The following is a 26,329-nucleotide window of genomic DNA, read 5'->3' on the forward strand; positions in this document are numbered from 1 at the left end:
CACCCATGCCCGAGCAGAGCCCGCTCGTACCGGCCGAGGGCGATCCCTTCGGCCCGCACAACCTGCCGTACGGAGTCTTCTCCACGGCCGACGAGCCCGACCGCCGTCGGCTGGGCGTCCGTATCGGCGATCAGGTGCTCGACGCGGGAGCCGCGGCGAACGCCCTGGGCTCCCCGTACGCGGCGCTGCTCGACCGGCCGAGCCTCAACCCGCTGATGGCCGCCGGGCGCACGGCCTGGCGTGATGTACGGCGGGCCCTGACCGCATGGGTCACCGTCCCTGCGCACCGGGCGGACATAGAGCCTCTGCTCCACCCGCTCACCGCCGTCACCCTGCATCTGCCGTACGAGGTCGCGGACTATGTCGACTTCTACGCGAGCGAACATCACGCCACCAATGTGGGCCGGATCTTCCGGCCCGACGGCGCCGCGCTGACGCCCAACTGGAAGCACCTTCCGATCGGTTACCACGGCCGGGCCGGCACGATCGTCGTCTCCGGTACGGATGTGGTGCGCCCGTCGGGCCAGCGCAAGGCGCCCTCCGATCCGGCACCCGTCTTCGGGCCCTCCGGCAAGCTCGACATCGAGGCGGAGGTCGGCTTTGTCGTCGGTACGCCCTCGGCGCAGGGCACGGCGGTGGAGTCGGTCTCCTTCCGCGACCATGTCTTCGGGCTCTCCCTCCTCAACGACTGGTCGGCGCGTGACATCCAGGCGTGGGAGTACGTACCGCTCGGCCCGTTCCTCGGGAAGTCCTTCGCCACCTCCGTCTCGGCCTGGGTGACGCCGCTGGAGGCCCTGGACGCGGCCCGGGTGGCGCCTCCGGCCCGTACGGACGCGCTGCTCCCGTATCTGGACGACGCGGACGACGAGGAGCCGGGCGGCTTCGATCTGCGGATCACGGTGTCCCTCAACGGCCAGGTGATCTCCGAGCCGCCGTTCTCGGCGATGTACTGGACGGCGGCCCAGCAGTTGGCCCATCTGACGGTCAACGGCGCCTCGCTCCGTACGGGCGACCTCTTCGCGTCCGGTACGGTCAGCGGCCCGGCCCGCGAGGAGCGCGGCTCCCTCCTCGAACTCACCTGGAACGGCACCGAGCCGCTCGAACTGCCCGACGGCAAGCGGACGTTCCTGGAGGACGGCGACGAGGTCACCCTGACGGCCTGGGCTCCGGGCCCCGACGGCACCCGCGTCGGACTCGGCGAGGTGACGGGCCGGATCGTCTCCGGATGAGCCACGGACGATGCCCGACGCACGGGGCCCGGCACCTCGATGAGATGCCGGGCCCTGTCGTATATACGTCTACGGGTACGCCGGGTCTACGGGTATGCCGGAGAGAGACCGGGACGCGCGGGCCACGCGGGATGCGCGCCCCGCGCTCCGGCGTCCCTAGCGCACAAAGCCTCCGGCCTGGCTCGCCAGATCCAGGAAGTACTGCGGCGCCACGCCCAGCACCAGTGTGACCACCACACCGATACCGATCGCCATCGTCGTCAGCGCCGAGGGCACCGCGACCGTCGGGCCCTCGGGCCTCGGCTCGCTGAAGAACATCAGCACGATCACCCGGATGTAGAAGAACGCCGCGATCGCCGAGGCGATCACACCGACCACCACCAGCGCGCCCGCGCCTCCGTCGGCCGCCGCCTTGAACACCGCGAACTTCCCGGAGAAGCCCGAGGTCAGCGGGATACCGGCGAAGGCGAGCAGAAAGACCGCGAAGACCGCCGCCACCAGCGGTGAACGCCGCCCGAGCCCGGCCCACTTGGACAGATGCGTCGCCTCGCCGCCCGCGTCCCGTACGAGCGTGACGACCGCGAACGCGCCGATCGTGACGAAGGAGTACGCCCCCAGATAGAAGAGGACGGACGAGATGCCCTCGGGCGTCGCGGCGATCACACCGGCCAGGATGAAGCCCGCGTGCGCGATCGAGGAGTACGCCAGCAGCCGCTTTATATCGGTCTGGGTGATCGCGACGATCGCGCCGCCCAGCATGGTGACGATGACGACGGCCCACATGACCGGCCGCCAGTCCCAGCGCAGCCCCGGCAGCACGACATACAGCAGCCGAAGCAGCGCGCCGAAGGCCGCCACCTTGGTCGCCGCGGCCATGAAGCCGGTGACGGGCGTGGGCGCGCCCTGGTAGACATCCGGCGTCCACATGTGGAACGGCACCGCGCCGACCTTGAAGAGCAGTCCCATCAGGATCAGCGCGCCGCCGATGAGCAGCAGCGCGTCATTGCCCATGGTGTCCGCGAGCGCCGGGCTGACGTTCTGCACGGTGCCGTCGACGACCTCCGCGATCCGCGCGTACGACACGGAGCCCGCGTACCCGTAGAGCAGCGCGATCCCGAAGAGCAGGAACGCCGAGGAGAAGGCGCCCAGCAGGAAGTACTTGACCGCGGCCTCCTGCGACATCAGCCGCTTGCGGCGGGCGAGGGCGCAGAGGAGATAGAGCGGCAGCGAGAAGACTTCCAGCGCGATGAAGAGCGTCAGCAGATCGTTGGCCGCCGGGAAGACCAGCATGCCCGCGACGGCGAACAGGGCCAGCGGGAACACCTCGGTGGTGGTGAACCCGGCCCTGACCGCGGCCTTCTCGCTCTCGCTGCCGGGCACGGCCGCGGCCTGCGCGGCGAAGGAGTCGATCCGGTTGCCGTGGGACTCCGGATCGAGCCGACGCTCGGCGAAGGTGAACACGGCGACGACCGAGGCCAGCAGGATCGTGCCCTGGAGGAAGAGCGTCGGGCCGTCGATGGCGATGGCGCCCATCGCCGCGATGTGCTTCTTCGAGGTGCCATATCCGCCGGCCGCCAGGGCGACCACCGACGCGAAGGCGGCGGCCAGGGCGACGACGGAGAGGAAGAGCTGCGCGTGATAGCGCGCCTTGCGCGGAAGGAACGCCTCGATCAGGATCCCGAGGACGGCGGCGCCCGCCACGATCAAGGTCGGTGCCAACTGCGCGTATTCGATGTTCGGGGCCGGGATCTTGTCGATCCCGTCGGCCGCCGTCGTTGTCCACAGGCTGTGGACGGCTGTCGCACTCACGGGGCGGCCTCCACCTCGGGCTTGGGATCGGTCTGCTGTACGTCGGACAACGTGTGCTCCACCGCCGGATTGACGATCTCGGTGAGCGGCTTGGGATAGACGCCCAGGAAGAGGAGCAGCGCGATCAGCGGCGCGACGACCACCAGCTCCCGAACCCTCAGATCGGGCATGCTCCTGACCTCGGCCTTCACCGGTCCGGTCATCGTGCGCTGGTAGAGCACGAGGACATAGAGCGCGGCGAGCACGATGCCGATGGTGGCGATGATGCCGACCACCGGATATCTGCTGAAGGTGCCGACCAGGACCAGGAACTCACTGACGAACGGCGAGAGCCCCGGCAGCGAGAGCGTGGCCAGACCGCCGATCAGGAAGGTACCCGCGAGCACCGGTGCGACCTTCTGCACACCGCCGTAGTCCGCGATGAGCCGCGAGCCGCGCCGGGTGATCAGGAAGCCGGCCACCAGCATCAGCGCGGCCGTCGAGATCCCGTGGTTGACCATGTAGAGCGTGGCGCCCGACTGGCCCTGGCTGGTCATCGCGAAGATGCCCATGATGATGAAGCCGAAGTGCGAGATCGACGCGTACGCGATCAGCCGCTTTATGTCGCGCTGGCCGACCGCGAGCAGTGCTCCGTAGACGATGCTGATCAGCGCCAGCACCAGGATCACCGGAGTGGCCCACTTGGACGCCTCCGGGAAGAGCTGGAGGCAGAAGCGCAGCATCGCGAAGGTGCCGACCTTGTCGACCACCGCGGTGATCAGTACGGCGACGGGCGCGGTGGATTCGCCCATGGCGTTGGGCAGCCAGGTGTGCAGCGGCCACAGCGGCGCCTTCACCGCGAACGCGAAGAAGAAGCCGAGGAAGAGCCAGCGCTCGGTGCTGGTCGCGATCGACAGCGAGCCGTTGGCCCGTGCCTCGGCGATCTCGGAGAGCGAGAAGGTCCCGGCGACGACATAGAGCCCGATGACCGCGGCCAGCATGATCAGGCCGCCGACCAGGTTGTAGAGGAGGAACTTGACCGCCGCGTATGAGCGCTGCGTCGCCGCCGCCTCGTCCCCGCCCGCATGGGCGCGATCCCCGAAGCCGCCGATGAGGAAGTACATCGGGATGAGCATGGCTTCGAAGAGGATGTAGAAGAGGAAGACATCGGTGGCCTCGAAGGAGAGGATCACCATCGCCTCGACCATCAGGATCAGCGCGAAGAAGCCCTGGGTCGGCCGCCAGCGGCGGTTCGGCCGGGCGTCCTCCAGCGGATCGGCGTCATGCCAGCCGGCCAGGATCACAAACGGGATCAGCAGCGCGGTCAGCGCGAGGAGCGCCACACCGATACCGTCCACGCCCAGTTCGTAGCGCACTCCGAAGTCGGAGATCCAGGCGTGCGACTCGGTGAGCTGATACCGGGCGCCGCCCGGCTCGAAGCGGACCACGACCAGGGCGGCCAGCACCATGGTGGCGAGCGAGAAGACCAGCGCCAGCCACTTGGCGGCGGTGCGCCGGGCGGCCGGGACGGCCGCCGTGGCGATCGCGCCGACCGCGGGCAGTACCGCCGTGGCCGTCAGAAGAGGGAACGACATTTCCGGTTACACCGCCCTCATCAGCAGGGTCGCGGCGATGAGCACTGCCGTACCTCCGAACATCGAGACCGCATAGGTGCGGGCGTAGCCGTTCTGCAGCTTGCGCAGCCGGCCGGAGAGCCCGCCGAACGACGCCGCGGTGCCGTTGACCACTCCGTCGACCAGGGTGTGGTCGACATAGACCAGGGAGCGGGTGAGGTGCTCGCCGCCGCGGACCAGGACCACATGGTTGAAGTCGTCCTGGAGCAGATCGCGGCGGGCGGCCCTGGTGAGCAGCGAGCCGCGCGGCGCGGTCACCGGGACCGGCCGGCGTCCGTACATCAGCCAGGCCAGCGCCGCACCGATCACCAGGACGACCATGGTGGCGCCGGTGACGGTGGCCGCGCTGATCGGCGCTTCTCCGTGGTGGTATCCGGTGACCGGCTCCAGCCAGTGCACGAACCGGTCGCCGATGGCGAAGAAGCCGCCCGCGAAGACCGAGCCGAAGGCCAGGATGATCATCGGGATGGTCATGGACCTCGGCGACTCGTGCGGATGCGGCTCGTGCCCGTGCTCGTCCGGCTGCCAGCGCTTCTCGCCGAAGAAGGTCAGCAGCATCACCCTGGTCATGTAGAACGCGGTGATCGCCGCGCCGAGCAGAGTGACGGAGCCGAGGATCCAGCCCTGTGTACCGCCCTTGGCGAAGGCCGCCTCGATGATCAGGTCCTTGGAGAAGAAACCGGAGAGACCGGGGAAGCCGATGATCGCCAGATAGCCGAGCCCGAAGGTCACGAAGGTGACCGGCATGTGCTTGCGCAGACCGCCGTACTTCCGCATGTCGACCTCGTCGTTCATGCCGTGCATGACCGAACCGGCCCCGAGGAAGAGCCCGGCCTTGAAGAAGCCGTGCGTCACCAGGTGCATGATCGCGAAGACATAGCCGATCGGGCCGAGGCCCGCCGCCAGGATCATGTAGCCGATCTGCGACATCGTCGAGCCCGCGAGGGCCTTCTTGATGTCGTCCTTCGCGCAACCGACGATCGCACCGAAGAGGAGCGTGACCGCGCCGACCACCACGACCACCAACTGGGCGTCCGGAGCGGCGTTGAAGATGGCGCCGGACCGGACGATCAAATACACGCCCGCGGTCACCATCGTGGCCGCGTGGATCAGGGCCGAGACCGGAGTCGGGCCCTCCATGGCGTCACCGAGCCAGGACTGGAGCGGCACCTGGGCCGACTTGCCGCACGCGGCGAGCAGCAGCATCAGCCCGATCGCCGTCATCTTCCCCTCGGTGGCGTCCCCGGTGGAGCCGAGGACCGGGCCGAAGGCGAAGGTCCCGAAGGTGGTGAACATCAGCATGACCGCGATCGACAGACCCATGTCACCGACGCGGTTGACCAGGAAGGCCTTCTTGGCGGCGGTGGCCGCGCTGGGCTTGTGCTGCCAGAACCCGATGAGCAGGTACGAGGCGAGACCGACGCCCTCCCAGCCGAAGTACAGCAGGAGGTAGTTGTCGGCGAGGACCAGCAGGAGCATCGCCGCCAGGAACAGATTCAGATAGCCGAAGAAGCGGCGCCGCCGCTCGTCGTGCTCCATGTATCCGATCGAGTAGATGTGGATCAGCGTGCCCACACCGGTGATCAGCAGGACGAAGGTCATCGACAACTGGTCGAGCTGGAAGGCGACATCCGCCTGGAAGCTCTCGACGGGAATCCAGCTGAAGAGATGCTGGTGCAGCGTGCGTCCGTCACCGCTCCTGCCGAGCATGTCGCTGAACAGCACCACGCCGATCACGAACGACGCCGCGGCCAACAGTGTGCCGAGCCAGTGGCCCACACGGTCGAGCCGGCGGCCCCCGCAGAGGAGGACCGCAGCTCCCAGTAGAGGCGCCGCGATGAGCAGCGCGATCAAGTTCTCCACGATTCAGCGACCCCTCAGAGCTTCATCAGACTGGCGTCGTCGACCGAGGCCGAGTGGCGGGAACGGAACACGGACACGATGATCGCCAGTCCGACCACGACCTCCGCGGCGGCGACGACCATGGTGAAGAAGGCGATGATCTGGCCGTCGAGATTGCCGTGCATCCGGGAGAAGGTCACGAAGGCGAGATTGCAGGCGTTGAGCATCAGCTCGACACACATGAAGACCACGATCGCGTTCCGCCGGATAAGTACACCGGCGGCGCCGATCGTGAACAGGAGGGAGGCGAGATAGAGGTAGTACACCGGGTTCATGAGTTGACCTCCTCCTCGTCGCGGCCGAGCCGCTCCGCGGAGCGCCGCTCCAGCGCCTTCAGGTCCGCGATCGCCTCGTTCGACACATCGCGGATCTGGCCGCGGGCCTTCAGCGTCTTGTTGACCGTCAGCTCGGAGGCTGTGCCGTCCGGCAGCAGACCGGCGATGTCCACCGCGTTGTGCCGGGCGTAGACACCGGGCGCCGGCAGCGGCGGAAGCTGTGTGCCCTTGCGCACCCGCTCCTCGGCCATCTCCCGCTGTGTCTTGGCCCGTTCGGTGCGCTCCCGGTGCGTCAGCAGCATCGCGCCGACGGACGCGGTGATCAGCAGCGCGCCGGTGATCTCGAAGGCGAAGACGTACTTGGTGAAGAGCAGCGCGGCCAGTCCTTCGACATTGCCGCCGGCGTTGGCCTGGCCGAGTCCCGTGAAGGAGTTCAGCGAGGCGTTGCCGATGCCCGCGATCAGCAGCGCACCGAAGCCGACTCCGCAGAGAGCGGCCAGCCAACGCTGGCCCTTGAGTGTCTCCTTGAGGGAGTCGGCGGCGGTGACACCGACCAGCATGACCACGAAGAGGAACAGCATCATGATCGCGCCGGTGTAGACGATGATCTGGACGACGCCCAGGAAATACGCGCCGTTGGCCAGATAGAAGACCGCCAGGACGATCATCGTGGCGGCGAGACTCAGCGCGCTGTGCACGGCCTTCTTCATCAGGATCGTACAGAGCGCGCCGATCACCGCGACGGTGCCGAGGATCCAGAACTGCACGGCCTCCCCGGTCGAGGTGGTGGAGGCCGCGGCGGTGACGGACGTCAGCGAGCTGACGGAGGCGGCGAGCGTGCTCATGCGCCGCCCCCCTCGCCGGACGGAGTCTCGCCCTTGCTCACCGCGACCTGCCGGACCGTGCCGGGCGCGGCCTCGGTGACCAGACCGCGGTAGTAGTCCTGCTCATCCGTGCCGGGGAAGATCGAGTGCGGTGTCTCGACCATGCCCTCCTGGAGCCCCGCGAGGAGCTGCTCCTTCGTATAGATCAGATTCTCGCGGGAGCTGTCGGCCAGCTCGAAGTCATTGGTCATCGTGAGCGCCCGCGTCGGGCACGCCTCGATGCACAGACCACAGAGGATGCAGCGCGCGTAGTTGATCTGGTAGACGCGGCCGTACCGCTCGCCCGGGGAGTAGCGCTCCTCCTCGGTGTTGTCCGCGCCTTCCACATAGATCGCGTCCGCCGGGCAGGCCCAGGCGCACAGCTCACAGCCGATGCACTTCTCCAGGCCGTCCGGATGCCGGTTCAGCTGGTGCCGGCCGTGGAAGCGCGGAGCCGTCACCTTCTGCTGTTCCGGATACTGCTCGGTCAGCCGCTTCTTGAACATGGCCTTGAAGGTCACGCCGAAGCCGGCCACCGGATTCCGGGGAGGACGGGGGATGTCCCCGTGCGAAGAATCAGACACCGTCAGCCTCCTTTCCGTCACTCTCGGTTCCGTCACTCACAGTATTGACCCCACCACTGACAATCAGCTCCCGCTCCCGCCTCGGCCGCCTGCGCGGTACGGGCGGCAGCGTCTGTCCTGGCAGTGGTGGTACGGGGAATCCGCCCGCCATCGGATCGAAGGCCGGCGGCTCGGGCTCGCTCGCCGCCGCGGCCCGCTCCTGCTTGTCGCGGAAGATGTCCACGACGAAGGAGAGCAGCAGCAGCGCGATGACCGCTCCGCCGACGTACAGCAGGATCGACTGGAAGTCGTAGTTCTCGTTGCGCAGCGCGCGTACGGTCGCGACGAGCATCAGCCAGACCACCGAGACCGGGATCAGGACCTTCCAGCCGAGCTTCATGAGCTGGTCGTAGCGGACGCGGGGCAGTGTGCCGCGCAGCCAGATGAAGAAGAAGAGCAGCAGCTGCACCTTGACGACGAACCAGAGCATCGGCCACCAGCCGTGGTTCGCGCCCTCCCAGAAGGTGGAGATCGGCCACGGTGCGCGCCAGCCGCCGAGGAAGAGCGTCGTCGCGACGGCCGAGACGGTGACCATGTTGACGTACTCGGCGAGCATGAACATCGCGAACTTGATGGACGAGTACTCGGTGTTGAAGCCGCCGACGAGGTCGCCCTCGGACTCCGGCATGTCGAAGGGCGCGCGGTTAGTCTCGCCCACCATCGTGACGATGTAGATGATGAAGGAGACCGGCAGCAGGATGATGTACCAGCGGTCGGCCTGCGCCTCGACGATCGCCGAGGTCGACATCGAGCCCGAGTAGAGGAAGACCGAGGCGAACGCGGCGCCCATGGCGATCTCGTACGAGATCATCTGCGCGCAGGAGCGCAGACCGCCGAGCAGCGGATACGTCGAGCCCGACGACCAGCCCGCGAGGACGATGCCGTAGATCCCGACCGAGGCGACGGCGAGGATGTAGAGCATCGCGATCGGCAGGTCGGTGAGCTGCATCGTGGTGCGCTGGCCGAAGATCGAGACCTCGTTGCCGGCCGGGCCGAACGGGATCACGGCGATCGCCATGAAGGCCGGCACCGCGGCGATGATCGGCGCGAGGACATAGACGACCTTGTCCGCGCGCTTGACGATCACGTCTTCCTTGAGCATCAGCTTGATGCCGTCGGCGAGCGACTGGAGCATGCCCCAGGGACCGTGCCGGTTGGGCCCGATCCGCAGCTGCATCCAGGCGACGACCTTGCGCTCCCACACGATGGAGAAGAGCACGGTCACCATCAGGAACGCGAAGCAGAAGACGGCCTTGACGGCCACCAGCCACCATGGATCGCGGCCGAACATCGACAGGTCCTCGGCGGCGAGAACCGTCTGCGGAGCCGTCGCGAAGTGGGCGAGGGCGGTCATGCGCGCACCTCCGGTGCCGGGTTGGCCGGGCCGATACGGACCAGCGTGCCGGGGCGTGTGCCGGTGTCCGCGAGAACACCGCCGCCCGTGGAGTTCAGCGGCAGCCACACGACCCGGTCGGGCATCTCCGTCACCAGCAGCGGCAGAGTGACCGTGCCCGCGGGCCCGGTGACGGCCAGTTCGTCGCCGTCCTTGACGCCCGTCTCGGCGGCCGTCGTGGCGGAGAGCCGGGCGACCGCGGCATGGCGAGTACCCGCCAGCGCCTCGTCGCCCTCCTGGAGCCTGCCCTGGTCGAGCAGGAGCCGGTGGCCCGCGAGGACCGCCTCGCCGTCGCCGGGACGCGGCACCGGACGGGACGACTCCAGCGGTTCGTCGGCGCGCTCTCCGTCCCAGCCGCCGAGCCGGTCGAGTTCCGCGCGTACGGCCTTCAGGTCCGGCAGCGCGAGATGCGCGTCCATCGCGTCGGCGAGCATGTGCAGCACGCGCGCGTCGCTCGGTGCGAGGCGCCGTGTCATCTGCTCGGGCTTGAGCGAGGCCTCGAACGTCCGCGCCCTGCCCTCCCAGTTGAGGAAGGTGCCCGGCTTCTCCGCGACGGCGGCGACCGGGAAGACCACGTCCGCCCGCTCGGTGACCTCGCTGGGCCGCAGCTCCAGCGAGACCAGGAAGCCGACCGAGTCCAGCGCGGCCAGCGCGCCGGCCGGATCGGGCAGATCCGCGACCTCGACGCCCGCGACGAGCAGGGCGCCCAGCTCGCCGGTGGCGGCGGCCTCGATGATCCGGCCGGTGTCGCGGCCGTGGCGGTGCGGCAGTTCGCGTACGCCCCAGACCGCCGCGGTCTCCTCACGGGCCCGCGGGTCGACGGCGGGACGGCCGCCGGGCAGCAGCGTCGGCAGCGCGCCCGCCTCGACCGCGCCGCGCTCGCCGGCCCGCCTCGGGATCCACACCAGCCGGGCGCCGGTCGCGGTGGCGGCCCGCGCCGCGGCGGTGAGCCCGCCGGGAACGGCCGCCAGCCGCTCGCCGACGATGATCACCGCGCCCGGAGCGCGCAGCGCCTCGGCGGCGCGTGCTCCGTCCCCGTCCAGTCCCGTGGCGGAGGTGAGCGCGTCCAGCCACTCGGTCTCGGTGCCGGGCGCGGCCGGCAGCAGGGTGCCTCCGGCCTTCTCCAGACCGCGCGTGGCGTGGGTGGCGAGCGAGAAGGTGCGCTGGCCGTGCTGACGCTGTGCCTTGCGCAGCCGCAGGAAGACGCCGGGCGCCTCCTCCTCGGACTCGAAGCCCACGAGCAGGACCGTCGGCGCCTTCTCCAGCGTGGAGTAGGTCAGGCCCGTACCGTCCAGGTCCCGGCCGCGTCCCGCGACATGCGCGGCGAGGAAGTCGGCCTCCTCGGTGCTGTGCACGCGCGCGCGGAAGTCGATGTCATTGGTGTCGAGGACGACCCGGGCGAACTTGGCGTACGCGTAGGAGTCCTCGACGGTGAGCCGGCCGCCGGCCAGCACACCGGCCCGGCCGCGCGCGGCGCCCAGACCGCGGGCGGCTGCCGCCAGCGCCTCGGGCCAGCTCGCCGGTTCGAGGACGCCGTCCTCGTTCCGTACGAGCGGAGTGGTGAGCCGGTCGGGCTTCTGCGCGTAGCGGAAGCCGAACCGTCCCTTGTCGCAGATCCACTCCTCGTTGACCTCGGGATCGTTCGCCGCCAGCCGCCGCATGACCTTGCCGCGCCGGTGGTCGGTACGGGTCGCGCAGCCGCCCGCGCAGTGCTCGCAGACGCTCGGCGAGGACACCAGGTCGAACGGTCGGGAGCGGAAGCGGTACGCCGCCGAGGTCAGCGCGCCGACCGGGCAGATCTGGATGGTGTTGCCGGAGAAGTACGACTCGAACGGATCGCCCTCGCCGGTGCCGACCTGCTGGAGCGCGCCACGCTCCAGCAGCTCGATCATCGGGTCGCCCGCGATCTGGTTGGAGAACCGCGTGCAGCGGGCGCAGAGCACACACCGCTCACGGTCGAGCAGCACCTGGGTGGAGATCGGCACGGGCTTCTCGAAGGTGCGCTTCTTGCCCTCGAAGCGGGTGTCCGGATCGCCGACCTGCATGGCCTGGTTCTGGAGCGGGCACTCGCCGCCCTTGTCGCAGACCGGGCAGTCCAGCGGGTGGTTGATGAGCAGCAGCTCCATCACTCCGCGCTGCGCCTTCTCGGCGACCGGCGAGGTGAGCTGCGACTTGACGACCATCCCGTCGGTGCAGGTGATGGTGCAGGACGCCATCGGCTTGCGCTGGCCCTCGACCTCCACGATGCACTGCCGGCAGGCACCGGCCGGATCGAGCAGCGGATGGTCGCAGAAGCGCGGGATCTCGATGCCGAGCAGCTCGGCGGCGCGGATCACCAGAGTCCCCTTGGGGACGGAGATCTCGATGCCGTCGATGGTCAGCGAGACAAGGTCCTCGGGCGGGACCGGGGCCTCACCGCTCCCGGAGCCGGCGGCCGACGTGGTGACGGTCATGCGTTCACCTCCAGGTGGTTGTCGGCCCAGGCGGTCGACCTGGACGGGTCGAGAGGGCAGCCCTTGCCGGTGATGTGCTGCTCGTACTCCTCGCGGAAGTACTTGAGCGAGGAGAAGATCGGGGCGGCGGCGCCGTCGCCGAGCGCGCAGAACGACTTGCCGTTGATGTTGTCGGCGATGTCGTTGAGCTTGTCGAGATCGGACATCTGTCCCTTGCCGGCCTCGATGTCGCGCAGCAACTGGACCAGCCAGTACGTGCCTTCGCGGCACGGCGTGCACTTGCCGCAGGACTCGTGCGCGTAGAACTCGGTCCAGCGGGTGACGGCCCGTACGACACAGGTCGTCTCGTCGAAGCACTGGAGCGCCTTGGTGCCGAGCATGGAGCCCGCGGCGCCCACGCCCTCGTAGTCCAGCGGGACATCGAGGTGCTCGTCGGTGAACATCGGCGTCGAAGAGCCGCCGGGCGTCCAGAACTTGAGCCGGTGGCCCTTGCGGATACCGCCGCCCATGTCGAGGAGCTGGCGCAGCGTGAGGCCGAGAGGGCCCTCGTACTGGCCGGGATTGGTGACATGCCCGCTGAGCGAGTAGAGCGTGAAGCCCGGGGACTTCTCGCTGCCCATGGACCTGAACCAGTCCTTGCCGCGGTGCAGGATCGCGGGAACAGACGCGATGGACTCGACGTTGTTGACCACAGTGGGGCACGCGTACAGACCCGCGACCGCCGGGAAGGGAGGGCGGAGCCTGGGCTGGCCGCGACGGCCCTCCAGCGAGTCGAGCAGCGCGGTCTCCTCGCCACAGATGTACGCGCCCGCGCCCGCGTGCACGGTGACATCGAGATCGAGTCCGCTGCCCAGGATGTTCTTGCCGAGATAGCCCGCCGCGTAGGCCTCGCGGACCGCTTCGTGCAGCCTGCGCAGTACGGGCACGACCTCGCCGCGCAGATAGATGAAGGCGTGCTGCGAGCGGATCGCGTAGCAGGCGATCACGATGCCCTCGATGAGGGAGTGCGGATTGGCGAAGAGAAGAGGGATGTCCTTGCAGGTGCCCGGTTCCGACTCGTCCGCGTTGACGACGAGATAGTGCGGCTTGCCGTCGCCCTGCGGAATGAACTGCCACTTCATTCCGGTGGGGAAGCCCGCGCCGCCTCGTCCGCGCAGCCCGGATTCCTTGACGTACGCGATGAGATCGTCGGGCGCCATCGCGAAGGCCTTCTTGAGGCCCTCGTATCCGTCGTGCCGCTCGTAGGTGGCCAGGGTCCAGGATTCCGGCTGGTCCCAGAAGGCGGACAGAACGGGTGCGAGGAGCTTCTCGGGACTCGTCCCGTTCTCGTCCAGCTCGGCTGTCATGGTCATCACTCCCCCTCCTCAGCTTCAGGTCCGGCCGGGCCGGCAGAGTCGGAGGCCGACGTCTGCCGCGGTGCGTCGTGCGGTGCCTCCGAGTCGCGCGGGCGGACCACCCTCGGCCTGGGCGCCTCGCCCTTGGCCAGCCGCAGACCGACCAGCGACGCGGGGCCGGCGCCGCCCGTGGCTCCGACGGCGCCCGGGCGCTCGTCGGGGAAGCCGGCGAGGATGCGCGCGGTCTCCTTGTAGGTGCACAGCGGCGCGCCACGGGTGGGCTCGACGGGACGGCCGTCGCGGAGATCGTCAACGAGACGCTTGGCGCTGTCGGGCGTCTGGTTGTCGAAGAACTCCCAGTTGACCATCACCACGGGAGCGAAGTCGCAGGCCGCGTTGCACTCGATGTGTTCGAGCGTGACCTTGCCGTCCTCGGTCGTCTCGTCGTTGCCGACGCCGAGGTGCTCCTTCAGCTCGTCGAAGATGGCGTCGCCGCCCATCACCGCGCAGAGCGTGTTCGTACAGACGCCGACCTGGTAGTCGCCGCCCGGCTTGCGCCGGTACATGGAGTAGAAGGTCGCGACGGCGGTGACCTCGGCGGTGGTCAGGTCGAGCAGCTCGGCGCAGAAGGCCATGCCCGTACGGGACACATAGCCCTCCTCCGACTGCACCAGATGCAGCAGAGGGAGCAGCGCGGAGCGTGTCCCGGGGTAGCGGGCGATGATCTCCTTGGCGTCCGCTTCGAGCCTGGCCCGTACCTCGGCCGGGTAGTCGGGCGCGGGGAGCTGGGGCATGCCCAGGCTGACCTCGGAGTTGGGCGGTGTGGCGGTCACCGGTCGACGCCTCCCATCACGGGGTCGATGGACGCGACGGCGACGATGACATCGGCGACCTGGCCGCCCTCGCACATGGCCGCCATGGCCTGGAGATTGGTGAAGGACGGGTCGCGGAAGTGGACCCGGTAGGGACGTGTGCCTCCGTCGGAGACGACATGCGCGCCGAGCTCGCCCTTGGGCGACTCGACGGCCGCGTACGCCTGTCCCGGCGGCACCCGGAAGCCCTCCGTCACCAGCTTGAAGTGATGGATCAGAGCCTCCATGGACGTGCCCATGATGTTCTTGATGTGGTCGAGCGAGTTGCCCAGGCCGTCGGGGCCCAGTGCGAGCTGGGCGGGCCAGGCGATCTTCTTGTCGGCGACCATCACCGGTCCCGGCTCCAGCCGGTCCAGGCACTGCTCGACGATATGGAGCGACTGGCGCATCTCCTCCAGCCGGATCAGGAAGCGGCCGTACGCGTCGCAGGAGTCGGCGGTCGGGACGTCGAACTCAAAGGTCTCGTATCCGCAGTACGGGTCCGACCTGCGCAGATCGTGCGGGAGCCCGGCGGAGCGCAGGATCGGTCCGGTGGCGCCCAGCGCCATGCAGCCGGCCAGATCGAGATAGCCGACGTCCTGCATCCGGGCCTTGAAGATCGGGTTGCCGGTGGCGAGCTTGTCGTACTCCGGCAGGTTCTTCCGCAGCGTCCTGATCAGCTCGCGCAGATGGTCGACGGCGCCCGGAGGCAGATCCTGGGCGAGCCCGCCGGGCCGGATGAACGCGTGGTTCATCCGCAGTCCGGTGATCAGCTCATAGGCATCGAGAATCAGTTCACGATCGCGGAAGCCGTAGATCATGATCGTCGTCGCGCCCAGCTCCATACCGCCGGTGGCGATACAGACCAGATGCGAGGAGAGCCGGTTCAGCTCCATCAGCAGAACGCGCAGCAGCGTGGCGCGGTCCGGGATGTCGTCCTCGATGCCGAGCAGCTTCTCCACGCCCAGGCAGTACGCCGTCTCGTTGAAGAACGACGTCAGATAATCCATGCGCGTGACAAAGGTGGTGCCCTGCGTCCAGTTACGGAATTCGAGGTTCTTCTCGATACCGGTGTGCAGATAGCCGATGCCGCAGCGGGCCTCGGTGACGGTCTCGCCCTCGATCTCCAGGATCAGCCGGAGCACTCCATGGGTGGACGGGTGCTGGGGACCCATATTGACGACGATCCGCTCGTCGTCCGCCTTGGCGGCGGACTGGACGACCTCGTCCCAGTCACCGCCGGTGACGGTGTAGACGGTGCCCTCGGTCGTCGCGCGGGCGGTGGCGTGCGGGGTTTCGTCGTGCGGGGTTTCGTGAGGAGCAGACATCAGGAGTACGACCTCCGCTGGTCCGGAGCCGGGATCTGGGCGCCCTTGTACTCGACGGGGATACCGCCGAGGGGATAGTCCTTGCGCTGCGGGAAGCCCTGCCAGTCGTCCGGCATCATGATCCGGGTCAGCGCGGGATGGCCGTCGAAGATCAGGCCGAAGAAGTCGTAGGTCTCGCGCTCGTGCCAGTCATTGGTCGGATAGACCGCGACCAGGGACGGGACATGCGGATCGGCGTCGGGAGCGGACACCTCCAGCCGGATCAGCCGGCCGTGGGTGAGCGAGCGCAGATGATAGACGGCGTGCAGCTCACGGCCCTCGTCGCCCGGGAAGTGGACGCCCGAGACTCCGGTGCAGAGCTCGAAGCGCAGCGCCGGATCGTCACGGAGCGTACGCGCCACCTGTACAAGGTGTTCCCGGGCGATATGGAAGGTGATCTCGGCGCGGTCGACGACCGTCTTCACGATGGCGCTCTCGGGAGCGAGTCCCTGCTCCTCCAGCGCGCCTTCGAGCTCGTCGGCGATCTCGTCGAAGACACCGCCGGGGCCGCCGTACGGCCGGACCGAGGCGCCGGGCAGCGTCACGGTCCGTACGAGACCGCCGTAACCGGAGGTGTCGCCGCCGTTGTTGGCGCCGAACATGCCCTTCCGTACGCCGATGACCTCACCGGTGTCGTCCCGGGGGGACGGAACGTTATTTCCGGATTGCTGCTCGTCGCTCACTGCAGCAGCCCCTTCATCTCGATCGTCGGGAGCGCCTTGAGAGCCGCTTCCTCCGCCTCACGGGCCGCTTCCTCCGCGTTGACCCCGAGCTTGGAGCTCTGGATCTTCTGGTGAAGCTTGAGGATGGCGTCCATCAGCATCTCGGGGCGCGGCGGGCAGCCGGGCAAATAGATGTCAACAGGGACAATGTGATCAACACCCTGGACAATCGCGTAATTATTGAACATACCGCCCGATGACGCACAAACCCCCATGGAGATCACCCACTTGGGATTGGGCATCTGGTCATAGACCTGCCTCAGCACGGGCGCCATCTTCTGGCTCACACGTCCGGCCACGATCATCAAGTCGGCCTGCCGCGGCGAGCCGCGGAAGACCTCCATGCCGAACCGCGCCAGGTCGTAGCGACCGGCGCCGGTCGTCATCATCTCGATCGCGCAGCAGGCGAGGCCGAAGGTGGCGGGGAAGACGGACGACTTCCGCACCCAGCCCGATGCCTGCTCGACGGTGGTGAGCAGAAAACCGCTCGGCAGCTTCTCTTCGAGTCCCATTGGTGCCCCCTTGGCCCCTTTAGTCCCATTCTAGGCCGCCGCGCCGCCATACATAGGCGTAGGCGACGAAGACGGTGAGCACGAAGAGCAGCATCTCCACGAGCCCGAAAATCCCCAGCGCGTCGAAGGTGACGGCCCAGGGGTAAAGGAAGACGATCTCGATGTCGAAGACGATGAAGAGCATCGCCGTCAGGTAGTACTTGATAGGGAAACGGCCGCCTCCGGCCGGCGTGGGTGTGGGCTCGATGCCGCACTCGTACGCCTCAAGTTTCGCCCGGTTGTACCGCTTTGGGCCGATAAGCGTGGCCATGACCACGGAGAAGATGGCAAACCCGGCCCCGATGGCGCCGAGCGCGAGGATCGGCGCGTAGGAATTCACGCTCCTCAGCTCCTTCCAGTCGTCCTTGACCGTTGGACCGCACCGGGCATCCACCTCGCCGCCTCACCCCGATCACCGAAGATCACGTACATGTGAGGCAGTTCACAAGCCCGACTGCCACGCATCCTATGCCTGGTGGTCTGTGATCTGCGACACGGGGTACGGCAACAGCTTTGTGATCTCCACCACCTGACGAACGATCATGAAGTCGGATGAGCGGTGATCTTCATACGCGAAGCGGCCGGGCCCTCACCAGATGTGACATCCGAGCTCGTTCCCGCTGGTCGGAGGCGTATTGCCCTACCAAGAGATGCACCGTACAGGCAAATTGGCGATGGGACGACCGGGAGTGATAAGGCGCCTGAGCTCACCCGGGCGAGGGCGACGCGAGGACCGAAGTGGACACGTGCGCGCATTCACGAGCAAGCGGGACGACGCCACGGACGCGCCACGGACGCGCCATGGACGCACCGATTCACCCTCGCGAATCCCGGCCACCGCGCCTCGGCCCGACTCCGTGATCGTTTCGACCGTCGGCGGTGACCGTCCTGTGACCTGTACCACTTCACTCAACCTTCGAGAGAAGCGGGCTTGGCCATGAGTGTGAAGGGGTGGTAAGCGGTGGGCAATTCGGGCCTTTCTTCAAAAGCCCATGATCAAGGCCATGATCAGCCGTGCCCGTTTTGCCCGTTTCGGCGTCAATAAAAGCGACAACTAAGCGGATTCAAATATTCCGGACGTAACTGTGGCGCAATACACGATGCTTGACGGGAACCAGGTCACTCCTGATAGCGATGTGCTCATGTCCCACACCGCTCACATACCCAGCCACCGGAAACCCCGCCGCGGCGCGTCGAAAGTCGCCATCCGTGCCGGAGTCGCCGGTGGCGTCCTCAGCACGATCGCGGTGGCCGGTGCCGCCGGACCGGCGAACGCCGCCGAGCCGGTGACCGAGACCATCGAAATGCCCACGCTCACATCCGGGCTCGCAGGCGCCGTCGCACAGTCCGCGGACGCCACCCAGAGGGCCGCTCTCAACTTTGAGCTGAGCGCCCAGGAGAACGCCGCCGCCGTCAAGGCCGCGCAGGCCGCCAGGAAGGCCAAGGCCGAGGCGGAGCGCAAGGCGGAGGCCCAGCGGGCGGAGGCGAAGAAGAAGGCCGAGGCCGCCGCCCGCGCCAAGGCCGAGGCGACGGCGCGCGCGTCCCGTACCGCCGAGCGCACGACGCTCGCGCCGACGTCCACGAGCAGCGACTCGGGCTCCAGCTCCGGTACGGCCACCACGCCCAAGGCCACCACGAAGGCCTCCGGCTCCGCGGGCGCGCTCATCGCGTTCGCGCAGGCCCAGCTCGGTGACGCGTACGTGATGGGTTCCACGGGCCCCAACGCCTGGGACTGCTCCGGTCTGGTCCAGGCCGCGTACCGGCAGATCGGCGTCGACCTGCCGCGTGTCTCGCAGGACCAGTCGACGGCCGGCACCCAGGTCTCCCTGAGCAACCTCCAGCCGGGCGACATCCTCTACTGGGGCGGTGCGGGCAGCGCGTACCACACCGCGATCTACATCGGCGGCGGCGAGTTCATCGGTGCGCAGAACCCGAGCTCAGGCGTGGTCCAGAAGTCCCTGGACTGGGACCCGCCGAGCGGCGCGGTCCGCGTCCTCTGACGTCCCGCCTGATAGGTGTTACCGAGGGCCCGCACCCCGCTCGGGGGGATGCGGGCCTTCGCTGTCCCCCGATCGAGTGACGGCACGGCCGATCGCTTCTGGGTAGAACCCAGGTGGACGAAGCGCACCGCCTCCAGGAGGTACCGCATATGACCGTTCGCGGGATCGACGTCTCCTCGCACCAGAATTCCACCTTCAGCACGAACGGGCTCTCGTTCGTCTTTGTGAAGGCTACCGAAGGTGTCTCCTACATCAATCCGAAGATGACCACGCAGGCCGCGCACGGGCGGGCGGCCGGTCTGGTGGTGGGCTTCTATCACTTTCTGCGGCCCGGGAGCATGAAGGCGCAGGCCAGATATTTCGTGGAGGAGTGCGCGAGCATCGAGGGCGATCCGCTCTTCGCGGACTGGGAGGACGACGGAGTCTCCTGCGCCGAGAAGGACGCGTTCCTCGCCGAGGTGAAGCGGCTCCGAGGTGCGACACACCGCGTCGGGCTCTACTGCGGGCAGTACTACTGGCTGCACCGGGACACCACCAGCAACGCGGGCGACGCGCTGTGGATCGCGGACTATGTGACGCCCGGAGAGCCCCGGATCAAGGCCCGATGGAGGTTCCACCAGTACACGGACACGCCGGTCGACACGAACCTCGGAGCGTTCGCCGACCGGGCGGCGCTGCGGAAGTGGGCGGACGGCTAGGAGGCCCCGTCCGGCAAATCCGGCCCGCAGCCGGTGATCACGCCTTCGGGACTCATGCCTTGGGGGCTCACGCCTTGGGGGCTCACGCCTTGGGAGCCACCTTCGACAGGCCGTTGATGATCCGGTCCATCGCGTCGCCGCCCGTCGGATCGGTCAGGTTCGCCAGCATCTTCAGCGTGAACTTCATCAGCAGCGGATGCGTCAGACCGCGCTGGGTCGCCAGCTTCATGATCTTCGGGTTGCCGATCAGCTTCACAAACGCGCGGCCCAGCGTGTAGTAGCCGCCGTAGGTGTCCTTGAGGACCTTCGGATAGTGGTGCAGGGCCAGTTCGCGCTGCGCGGGCGTGGCACGGGCATGCGCCTGGACGATCACATCGGCGGCGATCTGGCCCGACTCCATGGCGTACGCGATGCCCTCGCCGTTGAACGGATTGACCAGACCGCCCGCGTCACCCACCAGCAGCAGGCCCTTGGTGTAGTGCGGCTGGCGGTTGAACGCCATCGGCAGGGCGGCGCCGCGGATGGGCATCGTCATGTTCTCCGGCGTGTAGCCCCAGTCCTCCGGCATCGACGCGCACCACGCCTTCAGCACCTCGCGCCAGTCCAGCTCCTTGAAGGAGTCGGAGGTGTTGAGGACGCCGAGACCGACATTGGACGTACCGTCGCCCATCCCGAAGATCCAGCCGTACCCGGGCAGCAGCCGGTCCTCACCGGGCCCTCGCCGGTCCCACAGCTCCAGCCAGGACTCCAGATAGTCGTCGTCGTGGCGCGGCGAGGTGAAGTACGTACGGACGGCCACTCCCATCGGCCGGTCCTCGCGCCGGTGCAGTCCCATCGCGAGCGACAGCCGCGTCGAGTTGCCGTCGGCCGCGACGACGAGCGGCGCGTGGAAGATGACCGGTGTCTTCTCCTCGCCCAGTTTGGCGTGCACACCGGTGATCCGGCCGGTGCGCTCGTCGGTGATCGGAGCGCCGACATTGCAGCGCTCGTAGAGCCGCGCGCCCGCCTTCTGCGCCTGCCGCGCGAGCTGCTCGTCGAAGTCGTCCCGCTTACGGACCAGTCCGTAGTCCGGATACGAGGCCAGATCCGGCCAGTCGAGCTGGAGCCGTACACCGCCGCCGATGATCCGCAGGCCCTTGTTGCGCAGCCAGCCCGCCTCCTCGGAGATGTCGATGCCCATCGACACCAACTGCTTGGTGGCACGCGGGGTGAGCCCGTCACCGCAGACCTTCTCGCGCGGGAACGCCGTCTTCTCCAGCAGCAGTACGTCCAGGCCCGCCTTGGCCAGGTAGTACGCGGTCGTGGAACCGGCGGGGCCTGCGCCGACGACGATCACATCCGCGGTGCTTTCGGAGCGGGGCTCGGTCACGGCTGGTTCTCCCGAAGACTCGAAATTGCGTACCGGACGGCACTGGACATGTGCAGTCTATGGGGGCGCACCGATGCCTCCACTGAAGGGCTGCCCCCGTGAACAACATGACCACGCCGCTCCCCGCTCCCGTGGTGCAGCTCCGCGTGCCCACCGACGAGGACGCGCTCAACTGGCACCGGGTGTTCGACGATCCCGAGGTGATGGAGTTCCACGGCGGTACGTCGGCGGAGCTCTCGGTGTACGAGGAGTTGACCGCCCGTCAGCGCAGGCATGACGCGGAGCGCGGCTTCTGCTTCTGGACGCTGCTGGACGAGGACGGCGAGGTGATCGGCTTCACCGGCGCGCAGCCCTGGCCGCACGAGTCGTTCGGGCCGGTCGGCGAGATCGAGATCGGCTGGCGCCTCGGCCGGGCGCACTGGGGCCGCGGTTACGCGACGGCCGCCGCGCGGGCCGCGCTGGAGCGGGTACGGGCGGCGGGCGTCGGCCGGGTCGTCGCGATGGTGAACGCGCGCAACGAGCGCTCGGTCGCGGTGACCCGGCGGCTCGGGATGGAGCTGGCTGAGACCTATCCGTTCACATCACGGGGAGCCGAACAGCAGGCGCACTGCTTCCGGTTGGAGCTGTAGAGCCGCAGGAACAGTCGAGCCGGTTCGGGTCCGTTCCGGTTCGGAATGTTTCCGGATGCTTCCGGCCGGTTCAGTCCCGTACGCCTCTGTGCAGCGCCACGATCCCACCGGTCAGATTCCGCCACGCGACCCGGGACCAGCCCGCCGACTGCAACCGCGCCGCCAGCGCGGGCTGGTCCGGCCAGGCGCGGATCGACTCGGCGAGATAGACATACGCGTCGGGATTGGAGGAGACGGCACGCGCGGCCGGCGGCAGCGCCCGCATCAGATACTCGGTGTAGACGGTCCTGAACGGCGCCCAGGTCGGATGCGAGAACTCACAGATCACCACCCGGCCGCCCGGCTTGGTCACCCGGTACAGCTCACGCAGCGCGCGATCCGTGTCCTGGACATTGCGCAGCCCGAAGGAGATCGTCACCGCGTCGAACACCTCGTCCGCGAACGGCAGTCGCGTCGCGTCCCCGGCCGTGAACGGCATCCACGGATGGCGCCGCTTGCCCTCCTGCAGCATGCCCTGGGAGAAGTCGCACGGCACGACATAGGCGCCGGTGGCGGCGAAGGGCAGCGAGGAGGTGGCGGTGCCCGCGGCCAGGTCGAGGACCTTCTCCGCCGGGCGGGCGTTCACGGCCTTGGCGACCGCCTTGCGCCACACCCGGTCCTGGCCGAGCGAGAGCACGTCATTGGTGAGGTCGTAGTTGGCCGCCACGTCGTCGAACATGGAGGCGACTTCGTGCGGCTGCTTGTCCAGGGATGCGCGGGTCACGCGCCCATTGTGTCCCCCACGCCGCCTCTTCCCGAAACCGGGGCCGAGCCCCCGGAGCCTCGTTCTGTCCTCGATCGCCGGACGGGTTCTTACCGGACGGGCTCCTAACGGCTGCGGTGGAGCAGGCGGCCCGCCAGGACCGTTGCCACACAGGTGGCCGCGCCGTGGGTGGTCAGGGTGGTGTACGGCGCGGTCTCCGGGAGTACCGGGACCGCGAAAACCGCAAAATCCGCAGGGCCGCCCTCCGTGAGCAGAGGCAGGAAGACCTCCCGTGCCGGGCGACCGGCCACAAAGAGGTCCAGAGAAGGCGGGCCCGAGGGCTCCTCGTACCGGCGTTCCACGTGCAGGCCCGCGCGCGCCACCGCGTCTCGTACCGCCGCCCGCCTCAGCTCCCCGGCCACCGCGACCGTGCCGTGCGCCAGCATCCGCTGCACGCCGCGCCGCGCGCTCGCGCCCCAGCGGGCGTCGGTCAGCTCCAGCGCGGCGAGCGCCTCGCCGGTGAGCGGCTCGGTGCCCAGTTCGTCGGCCTCGCGCGGATCGGGATGGTAGGTGCGCTCCAGCAGCTCGGGACCGTACGGATTGCGCAGCCCGGGCGTGATCACACCCGGCCAGCGCCGGACCCGCGCCGTCGGGCTCACGGCGGCCAGCTCTTCGTACGGGCCGACGGCCGCGACCGTACGTCCCTCGATCAGCACCGCGCCGCCGGGCACAGGCTCGCGGTCCGCGCCCGGAAGCAGCAGGTCGGCGCGGTGAATGACCAGCACAGCAGGCTCAGTTGGCGCTGAGCAGCTTCAGCTCCGGGTGGGCCGTACCGCCCTCGATCGCCGTCGACGAGATGTGCGAGGCCACGCGGTCGTCCACCGGGTCGTTCGCCGGATCGTCGTGCACGACGAGGTGTTCGTACGTCGTGGCGCGCTGCGCCGGGACACGGCCCGCCTTGCGGATCAGATCGATGATCTCCAGCCGGTTCGAGCGGTGCTTGGCACCGGCCGAGGAGACCACGTTCTCCTCCAGCATGATCGAGCCGAGGTCGTCCGCTCCGTAGTGCAGCGAGAGCTGGCCGACCTCCTTGCCCGTGGTCAGCCAGGAACCCTGGATGTGCGCGACGTTGTCGAGGAAGAGCCTCGCGATCGCGATCATGCGCAGATACTCGAAGAGCGTGGCCTGTGTCTGACCTTTCAGATGGTTGTTCTCGGGCTGGTAGGTGTACGGGATGAATGCGCGGAAACCGCCCGTACGGTCCTGTACGTCGCGGATCATCCGGAGATGCTCGATGCGCTCGGCGTTGGTCTCGCCGGTGCCCATGAGCATCGTGGACGTCGACTCGACACCCAGCCCGTGCGCCGTCTCCATGATCTCCAGCCACCGCTCGCCGGACTCCTTGAGCGGCGCGATCGCCTTGCGCGGCCGTGCGGGCAGGAGTTCGGCGCCCGCGCCGGCGAAGGAGTCGAGGCCCGCGTCATGGATACGCCGGATGGCCTCCTCGACGGAGACACCGGAGATCCGGGCCATGTGCTCGACCTCGGAGGCGCCGAGGGAGTGGATGACGAGCTGCGGGAAGGCCTGCTTGATGGCGCGGAAGTGCTTCTCGTAGTACTCCACGCCGTAGTCCGGGTGGTGGCCGCCCTGGAACATGATCTGCGTACCGCCCAGCTCCACGGTCTCCGCGCAGCGGCGCAGGATGTCGTCGAGATCGCGGCTCCAGCCCTTGGCGGTGTCCTTGGGCGCGGCATAGAAGGCGCAGAACTTGCAGGCCGTCACACAGACATTGGTGTAGTTGATGTTCCGCTCGATGATGTACGTCGCGATGTGCTCCGTCCCGGCGTACCGGCGGCGGCGCACGGCGTCGGCCGCGGCGCCCAGCGCGTGCAGCGGCGCCGAGCGGTACAGATCGAGCGCCTCCTCGGGAGTGATACGGCCGCCCGCGGCGGCACGGTCGAGGACGCCAGTGACATGTACGGACGTGAGGTCGGCCTTCTCGGTCACCGGGGCAAGTCCTTCCCAAGGGGGCTGTAGACGACGGTCCAGCCTACGTCAGGGGTACGACACGGCTCGCGCCCGGCCGTACCGGCTCACCGTTCTCGCTGTTCGGTTTCTCACGGCTCGGTTTCTCACTGCTTGGTGAGCGTGCCCTTCGGAGTACCGGCCGCCGCCTCGTCGGACTCGTAGAGAACCGTCCCGTCATCCTTGAGTGTGAAGGTCAGTCCGGCCTCGGCACCGGTGCACAGTCCTTGGGTACCGGCGTTGTCCTCGTCGGTCCGTTCCGTGACGCGGAGTTGGCCGGCGGTGCCCGAGACGAACTTGCCGATGCTGCGGCACTCCGTGTCAATGCCGAGGACGGAGATGGTGTACGTCATACGGACCACGTCGTCTCCTTTCGCGCCCTTGCTGATCACGGCGGTGGCGTCGCCGTGCGTCGCTCCGCTGCGCTCGGTGGTCGGGCCCTTCCAGGTGCCGATGAAGGCCGCGGGCACCTCGGTGACCGGCTTGGGTGCGTCCGAGGCGGGATCCGAGCCCGTGCTCGAATCGGCGGGCGGCTGCGAGGTGGAAACGTCCGCGGACGAGCCGGGCGGCGAGGCGCTGTTGTTGTCGTCGCTCCCGTTGCTCGGCAGGAGGTCGAAGAGAAAGGCGCTGCCCACCAGCACGGCGGCCAGCGCGCCCGCCACCGTCAGGGCCACCGTGCAGCTCACTCTGCGACCGCGTCGGCCGGCGCCCGTACCGCTGCCGCTGCCGCCGCCCGGGGCCGTCCCCGTCCCCGGACCCGTACTCGTACCGGCGTCCGTGGTGAAGGCGACCGACAGCCGTCCGTCGGAGGCCCGCTGTCCCGGAAGTGAGGCGTCCCGCACCTGATCCACGGGCGAGTCCACCGCCGGATCCACGGGCGGACCGAAGACGCCCAGCGGCGCGCCACCGCTCGCCGCGCCACCGGCCGGCACGCCACCGGCCGGCGCCGCCGCCTCCAGATCCAGCAGCCGCACCGCCGCCCGGCTCACCTCCTCGACCAGCGGTCCCGGCAGCCAGCCCGCCGCCACCAGCCCGGCGGCGCCGCCGGGAGCCAGTACGCGCGCGACCTCGTCCGGCGCCGGCCGTGCGGACGGCTCCTTGGCGAGACAGCGCGCGGCCAGGTCCCGCAGATCGCCGCGCAGGGCGCCCAGCTCGGGCTCCTCGTGCACCACCTTGTAGAGCAGGGCGGCCGAGGAGTCACCGGGAAAGGGACTCTCGCCCGTCGACGCGTACACGAGGACCGCGCCCAGCGAGAAGACATCGGCCGCGCCGGTGATGCCCTTGCCGAGGATCTGCTCCGGCGACATATAGCCCGGCGAGCCGACCGAGACTCCGGTGGAGGTGAGCGAGGCGGTGCCGTCCGTGGCACGGGCGATACCGAAGTCGATCAGCCGAGGGCCGTCGAGGGAGAGCAGGACGTTGGACGGTTTGACGTCCCGGTGGACCAGTCCCAGGGCGTGCACGGCCGTCAGCGCCTCCGCGAGTCCCGCGCCCAGTGCCCGTACCGAGTCTTCGGGCAGTCGGCCGTGTCCCGCGACCGCCTGGGTCAGCGAAGGGCCCGCCACATAGGCCGTGGCCACCCACGGAACAGCCGCTTCCGGATCCGCGTCCAGCACCGGCGCCGACCAGCGAGGGCCGTCAGGTCCCGTACCGACGCGCCGCGCCGCCTCGACCTCGCGCCGGAAGCGGGCGCGGAACTCCTCGTCCGTCGCGAAGTGCGGATGGACGACCTTGACCGCGACCGTACGGCCGCCCGCCGAGCGCGCCAGATAGACACGGCCCATTCCGCCCGACCCGAGCCGCCCGAGCAGCCGGTACGGGCCGATGGTCGGCGGTTCACCTGCCTCCAGCGGCTGCATGCCCGTCCCCCTCGTCATGTCA

At 68.7% G+C, this 26,329-nt stretch carries 23 protein-coding genes; 4 read left to right on the top strand and 19 right to left on the bottom strand.

The genetic code is table 11. The features are described from left to right. Positions 1–5 precede the first annotated feature (5 nt). Entirely contained in the window at positions 6–1,229 is a 1,224-nt protein-coding gene (gene fahA, locus ACFV6H_RS23940) for a fumarylacetoacetase (protein ID WP_385545445.1), read from the top strand. Between the two features lie 156 nt (positions 1,230–1,385). Here fahA and nuoN read toward each other — a convergent pair whose 3' ends face one another. Genes nuoN through ACFV6H_RS24010 form a run of 14 tightly spaced genes read right to left on the bottom strand, consistent with a single transcriptional unit; the run spans position 1,386 to position 17,325 of the window. Beyond that, positions 1,386–3,038: an NADH-quinone oxidoreductase subunit NuoN gene (gene nuoN, locus ACFV6H_RS23945; RefSeq protein WP_093591073.1), complete on the bottom strand. Its 1,653-nt coding sequence runs from the start codon at positions 3,036–3,038 to the stop codon at positions 1,386–1,388. Further along, positions 3,035–4,612: an NADH-quinone oxidoreductase subunit M gene (locus ACFV6H_RS23950; protein WP_384786840.1), complete on the bottom strand. Its 1,578-nt coding sequence runs from the start codon at positions 4,610–4,612 to the stop codon at positions 3,035–3,037. The genes nuoN and ACFV6H_RS23950 overlap by 4 nt, the downstream gene beginning before the upstream one ends. 6 nt (positions 4,613–4,618) lie before the next feature. After that, positions 4,619–6,514, bottom strand: coding sequence for an NADH-quinone oxidoreductase subunit L (gene nuoL / locus ACFV6H_RS23955; protein WP_384986400.1), 1,896 nt, complete (start codon positions 6,512–6,514; stop codon positions 4,619–4,621). Between the two features lie 14 nt (positions 6,515–6,528). Continuing rightward, positions 6,529–6,828, bottom strand: coding sequence for an NADH-quinone oxidoreductase subunit NuoK (gene nuoK / locus ACFV6H_RS23960; RefSeq protein ID WP_066948562.1), 300 nt, complete (start codon positions 6,826–6,828; stop codon positions 6,529–6,531). After that, positions 6,825–7,673 carry an NADH-quinone oxidoreductase subunit J gene (locus tag ACFV6H_RS23965; RefSeq protein ID WP_093591062.1) on the bottom strand — a complete coding sequence of 283 codons (849 nt, stop codon included), beginning with the start codon at positions 7,671–7,673 and terminating at the stop codon, positions 6,825–6,827. Before ACFV6H_RS23965 ends, nuoK begins: the two co-directional genes overlap by 4 nt. After that, on the bottom strand, positions 7,670–8,275 hold the full coding sequence (gene nuoI, locus ACFV6H_RS23970) for an NADH-quinone oxidoreductase subunit NuoI (protein WP_385545451.1): 606 nt from the start codon (positions 8,273–8,275) through the stop codon (positions 7,670–7,672). The genes ACFV6H_RS23965 and nuoI overlap by 4 nt, the downstream gene beginning before the upstream one ends. Next, complete coding sequence (gene nuoH, locus ACFV6H_RS23975; protein WP_384986399.1) at positions 8,268–9,668, bottom strand: NADH-quinone oxidoreductase subunit NuoH; 1,401 nt, start codon at positions 9,666–9,668, stop codon at positions 8,268–8,270. The genes nuoI and nuoH overlap by 8 nt, the downstream gene beginning before the upstream one ends. Beyond that, a complete protein-coding gene (locus ACFV6H_RS23980) occupies positions 9,665–12,160 on the bottom strand; it encodes an NADH-quinone oxidoreductase subunit G (RefSeq protein WP_385545455.1) in 2,496 nt (831 codons plus the stop codon). Before ACFV6H_RS23980 ends, nuoH begins: the two co-directional genes overlap by 4 nt. Then, positions 12,157–13,512 (bottom strand): NADH-quinone oxidoreductase subunit NuoF, encoded by a 1,356-nt coding sequence (nuoF, locus tag ACFV6H_RS23985; protein ID WP_384786827.1) that lies wholly within the window; start codon positions 13,510–13,512, stop codon positions 12,157–12,159. The genes ACFV6H_RS23980 and nuoF overlap by 4 nt, the downstream gene beginning before the upstream one ends. Then, positions 13,512–14,288: an NADH-quinone oxidoreductase subunit NuoE gene (gene nuoE / locus ACFV6H_RS23990; RefSeq protein WP_384787002.1), complete on the bottom strand. Its 777-nt coding sequence runs from the start codon at positions 14,286–14,288 to the stop codon at positions 13,512–13,514. The genes nuoF and nuoE overlap by 1 nt, the downstream gene beginning before the upstream one ends. 35 nt (positions 14,289–14,323) lie before the next feature. Further along, positions 14,324–15,673 (bottom strand): NADH-quinone oxidoreductase subunit D, encoded by a 1,350-nt coding sequence (locus ACFV6H_RS23995; protein ID WP_384986398.1) that lies wholly within the window; start codon positions 15,671–15,673, stop codon positions 14,324–14,326. Beyond that, positions 15,673–16,395 (bottom strand): NADH-quinone oxidoreductase subunit C, encoded by a 723-nt coding sequence (locus ACFV6H_RS24000; RefSeq protein ID WP_384986397.1) that lies wholly within the window; start codon positions 16,393–16,395, stop codon positions 15,673–15,675. Before ACFV6H_RS24000 ends, ACFV6H_RS23995 begins: the two co-directional genes overlap by 1 nt. After that, positions 16,392–16,946 carry an NADH-quinone oxidoreductase subunit B family protein gene (locus tag ACFV6H_RS24005; protein WP_030351362.1) on the bottom strand — a complete coding sequence of 185 codons (555 nt, stop codon included), beginning with the start codon at positions 16,944–16,946 and terminating at the stop codon, positions 16,392–16,394. The genes ACFV6H_RS24000 and ACFV6H_RS24005 overlap by 4 nt, the downstream gene beginning before the upstream one ends. Before the next feature lie 19 nt (positions 16,947–16,965). Next, positions 16,966–17,325: an NADH-quinone oxidoreductase subunit A gene (locus ACFV6H_RS24010; protein ID WP_093590499.1), complete on the bottom strand. Its 360-nt coding sequence runs from the start codon at positions 17,323–17,325 to the stop codon at positions 16,966–16,968. Positions 17,326–18,127: 802 nt separating this feature from the next. Between ACFV6H_RS24010 and ACFV6H_RS24015 the strand changes: the two genes are divergently transcribed. Continuing rightward, positions 18,128–18,985, top strand: coding sequence for a C40 family peptidase (locus ACFV6H_RS24015; protein ID WP_385545462.1), 858 nt, complete (start codon positions 18,128–18,130; stop codon positions 18,983–18,985). A 149-nt stretch (positions 18,986–19,134) separates the two neighbouring features. After that, positions 19,135–19,683: a glycoside hydrolase family 25 protein gene (locus tag ACFV6H_RS24020; RefSeq protein ID WP_385545465.1), complete on the top strand. Its 549-nt coding sequence runs from the start codon at positions 19,135–19,137 to the stop codon at positions 19,681–19,683. A gap of 82 nt (positions 19,684–19,765) precedes the next feature. Here ACFV6H_RS24020 and ACFV6H_RS24025 read toward each other — a convergent pair whose 3' ends face one another. After that, the gene (locus ACFV6H_RS24025) at positions 19,766–21,052 is read right to left on the bottom strand and encodes a geranylgeranyl reductase family protein (RefSeq protein WP_385545468.1); all 1,287 of its coding nucleotides are present in this window, start codon (positions 21,050–21,052) and stop codon (positions 19,766–19,768) included. A gap of 107 nt (positions 21,053–21,159) precedes the next feature. Here ACFV6H_RS24025 and ACFV6H_RS24030 point away from each other — a divergent pair, with 107 nt between their 5' ends. After that, positions 21,160–21,681 (top strand): GNAT family N-acetyltransferase, encoded by a 522-nt coding sequence (locus tag ACFV6H_RS24030; protein ID WP_384786812.1) that lies wholly within the window; start codon positions 21,160–21,162, stop codon positions 21,679–21,681. 70 nt (positions 21,682–21,751) lie between these two features. Here the strand turns inward: ACFV6H_RS24030 and ACFV6H_RS24035 are convergent, their stop codons facing one another. From ACFV6H_RS24035 to ACFV6H_RS24050, 4 genes are all read right to left on the bottom strand, one after another. Continuing rightward, positions 21,752–22,444 carry a demethylmenaquinone methyltransferase gene (locus ACFV6H_RS24035; protein ID WP_385545472.1) on the bottom strand — a complete coding sequence of 231 codons (693 nt, stop codon included), beginning with the start codon at positions 22,442–22,444 and terminating at the stop codon, positions 21,752–21,754. A 104-nt stretch (positions 22,445–22,548) separates the two neighbouring features. Beyond that, positions 22,549–23,208: a hypothetical protein gene (locus ACFV6H_RS24040; RefSeq protein WP_385545475.1), complete on the bottom strand. Its 660-nt coding sequence runs from the start codon at positions 23,206–23,208 to the stop codon at positions 22,549–22,551. 7 nt (positions 23,209–23,215) lie between these two features. Continuing rightward, complete coding sequence (gene mqnC, locus ACFV6H_RS24045; protein WP_385545478.1) at positions 23,216–24,430, bottom strand: cyclic dehypoxanthinyl futalosine synthase; 1,215 nt, start codon at positions 24,428–24,430, stop codon at positions 23,216–23,218. A 125-nt stretch (positions 24,431–24,555) separates the two neighbouring features. After that, the gene (locus ACFV6H_RS24050; RefSeq protein WP_385545633.1) at positions 24,556–26,307 is read right to left on the bottom strand and encodes a serine/threonine-protein kinase; all 1,752 of its coding nucleotides are present in this window, start codon (positions 26,305–26,307) and stop codon (positions 24,556–24,558) included. Between the last annotated feature and the right edge of the window lie 22 nt (positions 26,308–26,329).

The sequence above is a fragment of the Streptomyces sp. NPDC059743 genome, assembly GCF_042732975.1.
Taxonomy (GTDB): Bacteria; Actinomycetota; Actinomycetes; order Streptomycetales; family Streptomycetaceae; genus Streptomyces.

Excerpts from the sequence above, each read along its gene's own strand:
- fahA (WP_385545445.1), top strand. The coding sequence starts at position 6 with ATGCCCGAGCAGAGCCCGCTCGTACCGGCCGAGGGCGATCCCTTCGGC.
- ACFV6H_RS23950 (WP_384786840.1), bottom strand. The coding sequence starts at position 4,612 with ATGTCGTTCCCTCTTCTGACGGCCACGGCGGTACTGCCCGCGGTCGGC.
- nuoK (WP_066948562.1), bottom strand. The coding sequence starts at position 6,828 with ATGAACCCGGTGTACTACCTCTATCTCGCCTCCCTCCTGTTCACGATC.
- ACFV6H_RS23965 (WP_093591062.1), bottom strand. The coding sequence starts at position 7,673 with ATGAGCACGCTCGCCGCCTCCGTCAGCTCGCTGACGTCCGTCACCGCC.
- nuoH (WP_384986399.1), bottom strand. The coding sequence starts at position 9,668 with ATGACCGCCCTCGCCCACTTCGCGACGGCTCCGCAGACGGTTCTCGCC.
- ACFV6H_RS23980 (WP_385545455.1), bottom strand. The coding sequence starts at position 12,160 with ATGACCGTCACCACGTCGGCCGCCGGCTCCGGGAGCGGTGAGGCCCCG.
- nuoF (WP_384786827.1), bottom strand. The coding sequence starts at position 13,512 with ATGACCATGACAGCCGAGCTGGACGAGAACGGGACGAGTCCCGAGAAG.
- nuoE (WP_384787002.1), bottom strand. The coding sequence starts at position 14,288 with ATGCCCCAGCTCCCCGCGCCCGACTACCCGGCCGAGGTACGGGCCAGG.
- ACFV6H_RS23995 (WP_384986398.1), bottom strand. The coding sequence starts at position 15,673 with ATGTCTGCTCCTCACGAAACCCCGCACGACGAAACCCCGCACGCCACC.
- ACFV6H_RS24005 (WP_030351362.1), bottom strand. The coding sequence starts at position 16,946 with ATGGGACTCGAAGAGAAGCTGCCGAGCGGTTTTCTGCTCACCACCGTC.
- ACFV6H_RS24015 (WP_385545462.1), top strand. The coding sequence starts at position 18,128 with ATGTCCCACACCGCTCACATACCCAGCCACCGGAAACCCCGCCGCGGC.
- ACFV6H_RS24020 (WP_385545465.1), top strand. The coding sequence starts at position 19,135 with ATGACCGTTCGCGGGATCGACGTCTCCTCGCACCAGAATTCCACCTTC.
- ACFV6H_RS24030 (WP_384786812.1), top strand. The coding sequence starts at position 21,160 with ATGACCACGCCGCTCCCCGCTCCCGTGGTGCAGCTCCGCGTGCCCACC.
- ACFV6H_RS24050 (WP_385545633.1), bottom strand. The coding sequence starts at position 26,307 with ATGCAGCCGCTGGAGGCAGGTGAACCGCCGACCATCGGCCCGTACCGG.